The organism is Alkalispirillum mobile (assembly GCF_003664325.1).
GTDB classification, from domain to species: domain Bacteria; phylum Pseudomonadota; class Gammaproteobacteria; order Nitrococcales; family Halorhodospiraceae; genus Alkalilimnicola; species Alkalilimnicola mobilis.
This window is the reverse complement of the sequence record NZ_RCDA01000001.1, coordinates 1,477,756-1,489,920: the sequence shown is the minus strand read 5'-3', so window position 1 is coordinate 1,489,920 and position 12,165 is coordinate 1,477,756. Positions and strand designations below refer to the sequence as shown.

At 68.0% G+C, this 12,165-nt stretch carries 8 protein-coding genes and 1 pseudogene; 6 read left to right on the top strand and 3 right to left on the bottom strand.

Annotation, left to right across the window (positions count from 1 at the left end; translation table 11 throughout):
* Positions 1-157: 157 nt before the first annotated feature.
* A pseudogene (gene rsmA, locus DFR31_RS07100) lies at positions 158-966 on the bottom strand (16S rRNA (adenine(1518)-N(6)/adenine(1519)-N(6))-dimethyltransferase RsmA).
* Positions 967-1,042: 76 nt separating this feature from the next.
* Between rsmA and DFR31_RS07095 the strand changes: the two are divergent.
* The 4 genes from DFR31_RS07095 to lpdA all read left to right on the top strand — a co-directional run bounded on the left by DFR31_RS07095 (position 1,043) and on the right by lpdA (position 8,194).
* On the top strand, positions 1,043-1,672 hold the full coding sequence (locus DFR31_RS07095) for a DUF502 domain-containing protein (protein ID WP_121441898.1): 630 nt from the start codon (positions 1,043-1,045) through the stop codon (positions 1,670-1,672).
* A 263-nt stretch (positions 1,673-1,935) separates the two neighbouring features.
* Positions 1,936-4,623, top strand: coding sequence for a pyruvate dehydrogenase (acetyl-transferring), homodimeric type (aceE, locus tag DFR31_RS07090; protein ID WP_121441897.1), 2,688 nt, complete (start codon positions 1,936-1,938; stop codon positions 4,621-4,623).
* 78 nt (positions 4,624-4,701) lie between these two features.
* Positions 4,702-6,381 (top strand): dihydrolipoyllysine-residue acetyltransferase, encoded by a 1,680-nt coding sequence (aceF, locus tag DFR31_RS07085; protein WP_121441896.1) that lies wholly within the window; start codon positions 4,702-4,704, stop codon positions 6,379-6,381.
* A gap of 19 nt (positions 6,382-6,400) precedes the next feature.
* Complete coding sequence (lpdA, locus tag DFR31_RS07080; protein ID WP_121441895.1) at positions 6,401-8,194, top strand: dihydrolipoyl dehydrogenase; 1,794 nt, start codon at positions 6,401-6,403, stop codon at positions 8,192-8,194.
* Between the two features lie 88 nt (positions 8,195-8,282).
* On the opposite strand, the gene prmC is transcribed toward lpdA, so the two are convergent.
* Positions 8,283-9,179, bottom strand: a complete 897-nt coding sequence (prmC, locus tag DFR31_RS07075) for a peptide chain release factor N(5)-glutamine methyltransferase (RefSeq protein WP_281273350.1) — start codon at positions 9,177-9,179, stop codon at positions 8,283-8,285.
* Positions 9,176-9,451 carry a Trm112 family protein gene (locus DFR31_RS07070; RefSeq protein WP_211328240.1) on the bottom strand — a complete coding sequence of 92 codons (276 nt, stop codon included), beginning with the start codon at positions 9,449-9,451 and terminating at the stop codon, positions 9,176-9,178. The genes prmC and DFR31_RS07070 overlap by 4 nt, the downstream gene beginning before the upstream one ends.
* Before the next feature lie 184 nt (positions 9,452-9,635).
* Here DFR31_RS07070 and clpX point away from each other — a divergent pair, with 184 nt between their 5' ends.
* Entirely contained in the window at positions 9,636-10,883 is a 1,248-nt protein-coding gene (clpX, locus tag DFR31_RS07065; protein ID WP_121441894.1) for an ATP-dependent Clp protease ATP-binding subunit ClpX, read from the top strand.
* Between the two features lie 122 nt (positions 10,884-11,005).
* A complete protein-coding gene (locus tag DFR31_RS07060; RefSeq protein WP_121441893.1) occupies positions 11,006-12,085 on the top strand; it encodes a 3-deoxy-7-phosphoheptulonate synthase in 1,080 nt (359 codons plus the stop codon).
* Positions 12,086-12,165 lie beyond the last annotated feature (80 nt).

Sequence of the window (12,165 nt, the reverse complement as noted above, 5' to 3'; positions counted from 1 at the left end):
CCGCCTCCGCCGGTGGCTTTCAACAGGTGCGGTGCGACCCGGGGGACAGCGGGATCATTCTGACCGAGCACCGGGGGGTGATCAACCAGAGCGCACCGCTATCCGCCTGTTTGGAAAGGACCAAAACAGCGCAGGAACCGGGGTCTCGGCAGCGCTGTCAGGTCTCTCGTGAGGATAAGCATAGCTCGCGGGAGAGCGCTGCGAAGTCCGCCAGCGCCAACTGCTCGGCGCGCTCGGCCGGGCTCACGCCGGCGGCGCTGATCTGCGCCTCGGTGAGCAGCCCCTTGAGGGTGTTGCGCAGGGTCTTGCGCCGCTGGGAGAAGGCCTGGGTGACCAGTCGGGCGAAGGCCTGTTCGTCGCCCACGTCCACGGTGGGCTCTTCGTGGGGCACCAGCCGGACGAAGGCGGAGTCCACCTTGGGGGGCGGGCGGAAGGCGCCGGGGGCAGCCGGAACAGGCTGGTGACCGCGCACCGGTACTGGACCATCACCGATAGCCGGCCGTAGATCTTGCTGCCGGGCGGTGCGGCCAGCCTGTCTACCACCTCTTTCTGCAGGGTGAAGTGCATGTCCTGGATGACGTCGGCGCTCTCCAGCAGGTGGAAGATCAGTGGGGTGGAGATGTTGTAGGGCAGGTTGCCCACCACCCGCAGCCGGGCCGGCGGTGCCGGGGCGAGCTGGCGGAAGTCGAAGCGCAGGGCGTCGGCCTGGTGTACGGTCAGTTCACCGGCGGCGCGGGCCCGCGACTGCAGCGGGGCCACCAGGTCGCGGTCCAGCTCCACGGCGGCCAGCCGCCCGGCGGCGCGCAGTAGGGGCAGGGTCAGCGCCCCCTCGCCGGGGCCGATCTCCACCAGGGTGTCGTCGGGGCCGGGGTTGATGGCCTTGACCATGCGGCTGATGAGCGTGGGGTCGTGCAGGAAGTTCTGCCCGAAGCGCTTGCGGGGACGGTGGCGGTGGTTGCTGTTCATGGCGCGCAGTTTAGCGGGCTGCACCCGTCGCGGAAATGGGCGATGCTGGGCTATCAGGCAAGCGAGGGAGTAAGGGATGATCAATACCACCGTCCGCCGTCTGGGCGGCACCTTCTTCAAGGGGCTGGCGGCCATCCTGCCCGCCGTGGTCACCGTCTACGTGCTCTGGTGGTTGGGCAGCACCGCCGAGTCGATCCTGGGCGGGATCATCCAGTGGGTGCTGCCGGAGAGCTTCTACCTGCCCGGGCTCGGGCTGCTGGCCGGGGTGGGGCTGGTCTTCGCCCTGGGGGTGCTGCTGCAGGCCTGGGTGTTCCGACGGATATGGGAGTGGGGCGAGGGCCTGATGACCCGGCTGCCGGTGGTCAAGACCATCTACGGGGCGGTGCAGGATCTGATGGGCTTCTTTTCCGGGGACGCCACCCAGGACATGCAGCAGGTGGTGGTGGTGGACCTGCCCGGCGTGCCCTTCCGCCTGCTGGGCATTGTCACCCGTCAGGACTTCAGCCAGCTGCCGGACGAACTCGGCGGCGAGGACACCATCGCCGTTTACACCCCAATGAGTTACCAGATCGGCGGGTACACGCTGATGCTGCCCCGCGACTGCGTCCACCCCGTCGACATGAGCGTGGAGGACGCCATGCGGTATGCGGTGACCGCCGGGATGTCGGTGAAGAAGACCACGTCACATATTGGTAAGACTGATTGACCAGCGGTGGCAACGTGCGTTAGTGGTTACTATCATGGTTTGCGGACCATAAAGCTGGGGCTTGCTGCACAACGGAAACCGCGCCGGTATCACAAACCAGAAAAGCCGGCCGTCTACCGGTAGCCGTCCCAAACACAAAAGAAGCCGCCACCAGTCTCGGTGGAAGCGGATGCCTGGCCCAAAAGGCCGGGTAATGCGGGCGCCGCAAGTGCGGGCCCCGGCCGCGGAAGCCGCGCGTGTGGCTAGACCCAAGAGGTGAAATCATGGCTGCAGTTGAACCCTTCCGTGAGGGTGATGTTGATCCGCTCGAGACCCGGGAGTGGCTCGAGGCGCTTGAGGCAGTAATCGAGGAGGAGGGCCCCGAGCGCGCCCAGTACCTGCTGGAACAACTGGTTGAGAAGACCCGCCGCCGCGGTGGCGTGGCCCCCTTCAAGGCCACCACCGGCTACGAGAACACCATCCCCCGCGAGCTTGAAGCCCGCTCTCCCGGCAACCACGAACTGGAGTGGCGCCTGCGCTCGATCATGCGCTGGAACGCCATGGCCATGGTGGTTCAGGCCAACAAGGAGCACGATGGCATCGGGGGGCACATCGCCTCCTACGCCTCGGCGGCCACCCTGTACGAGACCGGCTTCAACCACTTCTGGCATGCGCCATCGGACGAGCATGGCGGGGACATGGTCTTCATCCAGGGGCACTCGGCGCCCGGCATCTACGCCCGCGCCTACCTGGAGGGGCGTCTCACGGAGGATCAGCTGCACAAATTCCGCCAGGACGTGGGGGGTGACGGGGTCACCTCCTACCCCCACCCCTGGCTGATGCCCGATTTCTGGCAGTTCCCCACCGTGTCCATGGGTCTGGGGCCGATCATGGCCATCTACCAGGCCCGGTTCATGAAGTACATGCACGACCGCGAGGTCAGTGACAACGAGGGCCGCAAGGTGTGGGCCTTCATGGGTGACGGCGAGATGGATGAGCCGGAGTCCATGGGCGCCATCGGCATGGCCGGACGCGAAAAGCTGGACAATCTGGTCTTCGTGGTCAACTGCAACCTGCAGCGCCTGGACGGCCCGGTGCGCGGCAACGGCAAGATTATCCAGGAGCTGGAGGGCGAGTTCCGCGGCTCCGGCTGGAACGTGATCAAGCTCATCTGGGGTTCCGGCTGGGACGCGCTGCTGGAGCGCGACCGCACCGGGCTGCTGCGCAAGCGCATGGAAGAGTGCGTGGACGGCGAGTACCAGAACTTCAAGGCGAAGGGCGGGGCTTACACCCGCGAGCACTTCTTCGGAAAGTACCCCGAACTGAAGGACATGGTCGCGCACATGTCGGACGAGGAGATCGCCCGGCTCAACCGTGGCGGGCATGATCCGCACAAGGTCTACGCTGCCTTCGACGCCGCCACCAAGCACAAGGGCCAGCCCACCGTCATCCTGGTGAAGACGGTGAAGGGCTACGGCATGGGCGAGGCCGGCGAGGGGCAGAACATCACCCACCAGCAGAAGAAGATGGGTGAGGCGGCCCTGAAGGCCTTCCGCGACCGGTTCGACATCCCCATCCCCGAGGAGAAGATCGCCGAGGCGCCCTTCTACAAGCCGGAAGAGGACAGCCCGGAGATGAAGTACCTGCACGAGCGTCGCCAGGCGCTGGGCGGGTACCTGCCCAGCCGTCGCACCGAGGCGCCGCCGCTGAAGGCGCCGGAGTTGTCCGCCTTCGACGTGCTGCTGAAGGACAGCGGCGACCGCGAGATGTCCACCACCATGGCCTTCGTGCGGGCGCTGACCATCCTCACCCGCGACAAGGACCTGAAGAAGCACATCGTGCCGATCGTGCCGGACGAGGCGCGCACCTTCGGCATGGAGGGGCTGTTCCGTCAGTTGGGCATCTACTCCTCCGTGGGTCAGCTCTATACCCCGCAGGATGCGGATCAGCTGATGTATTACAAGGAGGACAAGAAAGGCCAGATCCTGCAGGAGGGCATCAACGAGGCCGGCGCCTTCTCCTCCTGGATCGCCGCGGGCACCAGTTACAGCAACCACGGCGTGAACATGGTGCCCTTCTACGCCTACTACTCCATGTTCGGCTTCCAGCGCATCGGCGACCTGGCCTGGGCCGCCGGCGACATGCAGGCGCGGGGCTTCCTGATGGGCGGCACCGCCGGGCGTACCACGCTGAACGGCGAGGGCCTGCAGCACGAGGACGGCCACAGCCACCTGATGGCGGCCACCATCCCCAACTGCCGGGCGTACGATCCCACCTTTGCCTTCGAGATGGCGGTCATCATCCGTGACGGGCTCCAGCGGATGTACGTGGATCAGGAGAACTGCTTCTACTACATCACCATGCTGAACGAGAACTACCGGCAGCCGGAGATGCCCAAGGGCGCGGAAGAGGGCATCGTCAAGGGCATGTACCTCTTCCGCGAGGGCAAGAAGCCCAGCGGCAAGAAGAAGGCCCCGCGGGTGCAGCTGATGGGCTCCGGCGCCATCCTGCGCGAGGTGATCGAGGCGGCCGACCTGCTGGAGCAGGACTTCGGCGTCAACGCGGATATCTGGAGTGTGCCCTCCTTCACCGAGGTCCGCCGCGACGGCATGTCCACCGAGCGTTACAACACCCTGCACCCCGAGGCGAAGAAGCCCCGGGTGCCTTACCTGCAGGCGTGCCTGGAGGGGCGCGAGGGGCCGGCGATTGCCGCTACCGACTACATGCGCTCCTTTGCCGACCAGATCCGTCCCTGGATGGATCGCACCTACCGGGTGCTGGGCACCGACGGCTACGGCCGCTCGGATACCCGCGAGAAGCTGCGCCAGTTCTTCGAGGTGGACCGCTACCACGTGGTGGTGGCCGCCCTGAAGGCGCTGGCCGACGACGGCGCCGTGCCGGTGGCCAAGGTCTCAGAGGCCATCCGCAAGTACGGCGTGGACCCGGAGCGGCCCGACCCCTGGACGGTTTGATCCGTGCCATGGCGGCCCGGGGCACAGAGCCCCGGGCCCCGTCGAGTCGCAAGCCCAGCAGCCGGAAGGAAGAACAAAATGGCAGACGTTAAAGAAATCCGCGTCCCCGATATCGGCGATTTCGCCGAGGTGGACGTCATCGAGGTGCTGGTCGCCCCCGGCGATCGCATCGAAAAAGAGCAGTCCCTGATCACCCTGGAGTCCGACAAGGCCTCCATGGAGGTGCCCTCCAGCGAGGCGGGGGTGGTCAAGGAAGTGAAGATCAACGTGGGCGACAAGGTCTCCGAAGGGGACGTGGTCGTCCTGGTGGAGGCGGAGGCCGGCGGCGATGCCCCGGCTGAGGCCCCGGCCGCCGGTGGTGGTGCCGAGGCCCCGACGCAGGGCGCCGGCGGTGGCGGTGAGGCCGTCGAGGTGAAGGTGCCGGATATCGGCGACTTTGCCGAGGTGGATGTCATCGAGGTGCTGGTCAGCCCCGGCGACACGGTGGAGAAGGAGCAGTCGCTGATCACCCTGGAGTCGGACAAGGCCTCCATGGAGGTGCCTTCCAGCCACGCCGGCGTGGTCAAGGAGGTGAAGATCAGCGTCGGCGACAAGGTCTCGGAAGGGGACACAGTGGTCGTGCTGGAGAGCGCGGGCGAAGGCGGCAGTGCGGCGCCCGCGGAGCAGAAGGCGGACACCGCAGCGCCGAAGTCGGCCCCCGAGGCGCCTTCGGAGACGTATGCAGCCGACAGCCAGCGCGAAGCAGCGGCCCCGGAGAGCTACAAGGCCAACGCCTACCTGCTCACCGACTCCCGGCCGCCGCAGGCACCGCCGCCCATCGACCGCGAGGCCCACCGCCGTGCCCACGCCAGCCCCGCCGTGCGCCGCTTTGCGCGCGAGCTGGGTGTGGACCTTGGTCAGTTGCAGGGCAAGGGCTCGGGCCGCAAGGGGCGCATCCTTAAAGAGGACGTCAAGGCCTTCGTCAAGCAGGCCCTGCAGGGGGGTGGTGCGGCCGCAGCCCCGGCGGCAGCCGCTGGTGGCGCTGGCATTCCGCCCATCCCCGAGGTGGATTTCAGCAAGTTCGGCGAGGTGGAGCGCGAGCCGCTCAGCCGTATCCAGAAGCTCTCCGGCCCGCACCTGCAGCGCAGCTGGCTGAATATCCCCCACGTCACCCAGTTCGACGAGGCGGACATCACCGAGCTGGAGGCGTTCCGCAAGTCCATGAAGGCGGAGGCGGAGAAGGCCGGCGTGAAGCTGACCCCGCTGGCCTTCATGGTGAAGGCCTCGGCCTCGGCCCTGCGCGCCTTCCCGCGCTTCAACAGCAGCCTGGCCCCGGCCGGCGACGAGCTGATCCTCAAGAAGTACGTCAACATCGGCGTTGCGGTGGACACCCCCAATGGTCTGGTGGTGCCGGTGATCCGCGATGCGGACCAGAAGAGTGTCTACCAGATCGCCGAGGACCTGGGCACGCTGTCCGCCAAGGCGCGGGACGGCAAGCTGGGCCCGGCGGACATGCAGGGGGGGTGCTTTACCATCTCCAGCCTGGGGGGTATCGGCGGTACCGCCTTCACGCCCATCGTCAACGCGCCCGAGGTGGCCATCCTCGGGGTCTCCCGTTCGTCCATGAAGCCGGTCTGGAACGGCAGCGAGTTCGAGCCGCGGCTGATGCTGCCGCTGTCGCTGTCCTTCGACCACCGGGTGATCGACGGCGCCGCCGGCGCCCGCTTCACCACCTGGGTGGCCCAGGCCCTGGGCGACATTCGCCGCCTGCTGCTGTAACGGACGAGGGAGTCCTGACATGACCGATTTGGTAGAAGTGAAGGTCCCGGACATCGGCGACTTCGACGCGGTGGACGTGATCGAGGTGCTGGTGAGCCCGGGTGACGAGATCGAGGTGGAGCAGTCGCTGATCACCCTGGAGTCGGACAAGGCCTCCATGGAGGTGCCCTCCAGCCACGCCGGCGTGGTCAAGGAGGTGAAGATCAGCGTCGGTGACAAGGTCTCCGAGGGTGACGTGGTCTGCACGGTGGAGGCCTCGGCCTCTGCGGGTGGGGGCGGTGACGCGCCTGCTGCCGGCGGTGGCGAGGCGGAGAAGCCCGCCGAACCCGCCAAGCCGGCCGCCAGCGAGCCGGCCAAGCCCGCGCCGGCGGCAGCCGCCCCCCAGGGCGACGCCCCGGCGGACGCCGACTGCGACGTGCTGGTGCTGGGTGCCGGCCCCGGCGGCTACACCGCCGCCTTCCGGGCCGCTGACCTGGGGCTGAAAACCGTGCTGGTGGAGCGCTACCCGAACCTGGGTGGCGTCTGCCTGAACGTGGGCTGCATCCCCTCCAAGGCGCTGCTGCATGCGGCCAAGGTGATCGACGAGGCCGAGCAGTTCGCCGACCACGGCATCACCTTCGGCAAGCCGAAGCTCGATATCCGCAAGCTGGCGGACTGGAAGACCAGCGTGGTCAAGAAGCTGACCGGCGGGCTGGCCGGCCTGGCCAAGCAGCGCAAGGTGGAGGTGGTCACCGGCAAGGCCAGCTTCAAGGATGCCTACCACCTGGAGGTGGACGGACCGGACGGCAAGCGCACCGTCAGCTTCCGGCACTGCATCATCGCCGCCGGCTCCCGGCCGGTGGTACCGCCGCCCATGGCCATCGACGACCCCCGGGTGATGGACTCCACCGGCGCGCTGGAGCTGGAAGAGGTGCCGGAGCGGCTGCTGGTGGTCGGGGGCGGCATCATCGGCCTGGAGATGGCCTGCGTGTACGACGCCCTGGGCAGCAAGGTGACGGTGGTGGAGCTGGCCGACCGGCTGATGACCGGTGCCGACGCCGACCTGGTGAAGGCCCTGCGCAAGCGGATCGACAAGCGTTACGAGGCCATCTACCTGAACACCATGGTCAAGGAGCTGAAGGCCAACAAGAAGAGCATCACGGTGACCTTCGAGGGCAAGGATGCGCCCGAAAGCGACCGCTTCGACCGGGTGCTGCTGTCGGTAGGGCGCCGCCCCAACACCGACCTGATCGGCCTGGAGGCCACCGGGCTCAAGCCCAACGACCACGGCTGCATCGATGTGGATGAGTACATGCGCACCGGCGTGCCGCACATCCACGCCATCGGCGATATCGTCGGCCAGCCCATGCTGGCGCACAAGGCGGTGCACGAGGGCAAGATTGCGGCCGAGGTGATCGCCGGCGAGAAGAGCGCCTGGGATGCGCGGGTGATCCCGTCGGTGGCCTACACCGACCCGGAGGTGGCCTGGGTGGGCGTCACCGAGGAGCAGGCCAAGGCGGAGGGCATCAAGTACGAAAAGGGCGCCTTCCCCTGGGCGGCCAATGGCCGGTCGCTGTCGCTGAACTACCAGGACGGCATCACCAAGCTGCTCTTTGACGAGGAGAGCGGCCAGATCATCGGGGCGGGCATTGTCGGCCCCAATGCCGGTGATCTGATCGGCGAGGTGGGCCTGGCCATCGAGATGGGCGCCGACGCGGCGGACATCGGCCTGACGGTGCACCCGCACCCGACGCTGTCGGAGACGGTGGCCATGGCGGCCGAGGCCGCGGAGGGGACCCTGACCGACCTGTATATCCCCAAGAAGAAGAAATAGCGCTGCAGCGCGGTGCCTTTATCGCGACTGCTTCAACCGTCGGGAGGCGCGGTCCTCCCGACGGTTTCGTTTTTCCGGGGGTGGGTTTCTAGCGCGGCTGGCGGCCCAGCGTCACTCGGTCATGCCCGGCCAGGTCCTGCAAGGTTGCCACGGAGGCGAAGCCGGCGCCGGTGAACAGCGCCCGGACCGCGGCCCCCTGCCGGTATCCGTGTTCCACCAGCAGCCAGCCGCGGGCCGTCAGGTGCCCGGGGGCCTCGTTGATGATCACCCGCAGGTCGTCCAGCCCGTCGGTCCCGGCGGTCAGCGCCGAGCGCGGCTCGAAGCGGACATCCCCCTCCGTCAGTTCCGGTTCCTGCTCCCCCACGTAAGGTGGGTTGCTCACGATCAGGTCAAAGCGCTGCCCGGCCACCGGCGCGTACCAGGCCCCGTGCACCAGTTGCACCCGGTCGGTCAGCGCCAGCCGTTGCGCGTTGTCCCGGGCCACGGCCAGCGCGGCCTGGCTGGCCTCCACCGCCGTCAACCGCCAGGCGGGGCATTCGTCGGCCAGGGCCAGCGCGATTGCCCCCGAGCCCGTGCCCAGGTCCAGCACGCGGGCCGGGTGGCGGCAGTCCAGGCGCGCCAGGGCCGCTTCCACCAGCAACTCCGTCTCCGGTCGGGGGATCAGGGTGTCTGCCGTGACCCGCAGCTCCAGGGTCCAGAAACCGCGCCACCCCAGCAGGTGGGCCACCGGCTCGCCGGCCCGGCGACGGGCAAGGGATTGCCGGAAGGCGGCAAGCTCCTGCGGGGTGGGGGCGTACTCCGGGTGGGCCAGGAAGAAGCTGCGATCGCGGCCCAGGGCGTGGGCCAGCAGGGCGTCGGCATCCGCCGCCGGTGATTCGCTGCCGGCCTCGGCAAGCTGCTCCCGCGCGATGCGGCGCAGGGTGGCCAGGGTGGGGGTGTCGCCGTTGCCGTCGCCGTTGGCGGTGCCGGCGGTAGGACGGATCACGCCTCGCTGGGCTGTTTCGCCGCGGAGGCCGGGATGGCGCGCTCTTCCAGCATGATCGGGATGCCGTCCTCCACCGGGTAGATGCGTTGCCCGTTTTCGGTGATCAGCGCCTCGCGCAGCGGCGCCTCCACCGGGGTGTCGTCCATTTGCCGGACCTGGCCCTGTTCGATCTGCGCATTCAGGCGCTTGAGCGCCTCCGCCTCCAGCGGGCGCACCGGTTGCTTGGTGACCGGGCAGCACAGGATATCCAGCAGTTTCTTGTCCACGCTCATGGTGTTACGGCTCGACTGTTGAATGGGCCGCCAGTATAGCACTGCCCCTTGGCCGGGCGGATGCCGGTAAGGGCAAGCCTTGCCGCCCGGGGCTGCCGCTCAAGAGCCTGGTCCGGCTGCCGTTGAACTGGGCAGGCAAAGGAACGGTCCGCGGCGGCGGACCCCAGGTATTCCGGGGGGACCCATGGCAGAACACGAGCCGAAGAACAACGCATGGGACAAGCATGAGCACGGGGCGGCCCACTGCTCTTTCTGCGGGCGGAGCGAGGAACAGACCGGCCCGCTGATCGCCGGCGCCGAGGCGTGGATCTGTGAGGATTGCGTGGCTGAGTCCAAGGCACTGCTCGACGAGGAGGTACAGGGGTCTCTCACCGACCTGCTGGCCAGCTTGCCCAAGCCGAGGCAGTTGCATGCGCACCTGGATGACTACGTCATTGGTCAGCAGGACGCCAAGCGTCGCCTCGCCGTAGCGGTCTACAACCACTACAAGCGCCTGGTCTGGCGCGGTGCCCGTCGGGCAGGTGATATCGCCAAGAGCAATATCCTGATGGTGGGGCCCACCGGCAGCGGCAAGACCCTGCTGCTGGAGACCCTGGCCCGGCGGCTGGACGTGCCCTTCGTCACCGTGGACGCCTCCACGCTGACGGCGGCGGGCTATGCGGGCGCCGACGTGAGCGACATCATCGGCCGTCTGCTGGAGGCCGCCGGGGGCGACCCGGCCGCGGCCCGCCGCGGTATCGTCTTCATCGACGAAGTGGACAAGGTGGCTTGCCGGGCGCCGGGGGGTGGCCGAAGCGGGCTGGATTTCTCCGGCGAAGGGGTGCAGCAGGCCCTGCTCAAGCTGCTCGAGGGGCGGGTGGTGGACCTGCCGCGCAAGGGGCGGGCCGGGGGGGTGACCTCCGTGGACACCCGCGACGTGCTCTTCATCTGCGGCGGCGCTTTCGAGGGACTGTCCGCGCAGATGGCGCGTGAGCGGGCCTCCGGCGGCGTGGGGTTCGGCGTCCGGCTGGCGGAGACGGTGGCCGTGCCCGAGGTGCCCGACGCGGACGATCTGGTCCGCTACGGCCTGCTGCCGGAACTGGTGGGGCGCCTGCCGGTGGTGACCCGCCTGGAGGCGCTGGCGGAGGCGGAGTTGCTGGAGGTGGTTACCCGGCCGCGCAACGCCCTGGTGCGCCAGTACCAGGCCCTGTTCGCACAGGACGGCTGCGAGCTGCACTTTACGCCCGACGCCCTGGAGGCGCTGGTCCGGCGGGCCGTCGGCCGCGGCACCGGGGCCCGCGGCCTGCGCGGCGAGTTGGAGCGGGTGCTGCTGGAGCCCATGTTCGAGGTGCCCGCCCAGGGCGACGTGGAGGCCGTGGTGGTCACCGCCGATGCGGTGGCCGGTGAGCCCGTCCGCTACTGCCGGCGGCCGCAGTTGCGTCAGGTGGGGTGATTTTCGGTTGGCTCTGCACTTGCATAGCGGGAAGTTTGGCGGTAGAAGGCTGAAGCGGCTACTATGTCGCTCCTATACCCATTTTGTCGGCCCCGGTGCGGGCCGGGAGCATCGAACCGCCTATGTCTGAGCGAATCGTGGACGACCTGAACGTCGAGAGAATCGAGCACTTGCCCACCCCCACCGAGATCAAGGCCAAATTGCCCCTCGCCGGGAAGGCCCGAGAGGTGGTGCTTGAGGGGCGCGAGACCGTGCGCAACATCCTGGATGGCAAGGACCACCGCCTGCTGGTGGTGGTGGGGCCCTGCTCCATCCATGATCCCGAGGCGGCCCTGGACTACGCCAAGCGCCTGAAGGCGCTGAGCGACCAGGTGAGCGACACGCTGTTCATCGTCATGCGGGTCTATTTCGAGAAGCCGCGTACGGTCACCGGCTGGAAGGGCCTGATCAACGATCCGGACATGGATGACTCCTTCCGCATCGACGAGGGGCTCTACCAGGCGCGCAAGCTGCTGCTCGACCTGGCGGAGATGGGCCTGCCCACGGCCACCGAGGCGCTGGACCCGATCATCCCGCAGTACCTGCAGGACCTGATCACCTGGACGGCCATCGGTGCCCGCACCACCGAGTCGCAGACCCATCGGGAAATGGCCAGCGGCCTGTCCACCCCCGTCGGTTTCAAGAACGGCACCGACGGCAGCCTGGACGTCGCCATCAACGCCATGAAGTCCGCCGCCCACCCGCACAGCTTCCTGGGCATCAACCCGGACGGCGGGTGCAGCATCATCCGCACCCGTGGCAACAGCTACGGCCACGTGGTGCTGCGCGGTGGCCACGGCCAGCCCAATTACGACAGCGTGCACATGACCCTGTGCGAGCAGGAGCTGGAGAAGGCCGGCCTGCCCGCCCGCATCGTGGTGGACTGCAGCCACGCCAATTCCAACAAGGACCCGGCGCTGCAACCCGTGGTGCTCAAGGACCTGGTGCACCAGATCCTCGAGGGCAACGAGTCGTTGGTGGGGGTCATGTTGGAGAGCAACCTGGGTTGGGGTAACCAGAAGCTGGGTGCCAGCCCTGCCGAGCTGGAGTACGGCGTCTCCATCACCGACGCCTGCGTCGACTGGCAGACCACCGAACAGGCACTGGGCGAGGCCGCCAATAAGCTGCGCGAGGTGTTGCCGCAGCGGTCAAAAGCGGCCTGATACGGCTCGACTTGGTGAACTGAATCAACAATAATGGTGTTTCGGTGCCACATCCCGTGCGGGCTGCGGCACCCTGGCGG

What these genes read in the sequence shown, in the direction of transcription:
- DFR31_RS07095 (WP_121441898.1), top strand. Translation starts at nt 1,043, where the DNA reads ATGATCAATACCACCGTCCGCCGTCTGGGCGGCACCTTCTTCAAGGGG.
- DFR31_RS07060 (WP_121441893.1), top strand. Translation starts at nt 11,006, where the DNA reads ATGTCTGAGCGAATCGTGGACGACCTGAACGTCGAGAGAATCGAGCAC.
- aceE (WP_121441897.1), top strand. Translation starts at nt 1,936, where the DNA reads ATGGCTGCAGTTGAACCCTTCCGTGAGGGTGATGTTGATCCGCTCGAG.
- lpdA (WP_121441895.1), top strand. Translation starts at nt 6,401, where the DNA reads ATGACCGATTTGGTAGAAGTGAAGGTCCCGGACATCGGCGACTTCGAC.
- aceF (WP_121441896.1), top strand. Translation starts at nt 4,702, where the DNA reads ATGGCAGACGTTAAAGAAATCCGCGTCCCCGATATCGGCGATTTCGCC.
- clpX (WP_121441894.1), top strand. Translation starts at nt 9,636, where the DNA reads ATGGCAGAACACGAGCCGAAGAACAACGCATGGGACAAGCATGAGCAC.
- DFR31_RS07070 (WP_211328240.1), bottom strand. Translation starts at nt 9,451, where the DNA reads ATGAGCGTGGACAAGAAACTGCTGGATATCCTGTGCTGCCCGGTCACC.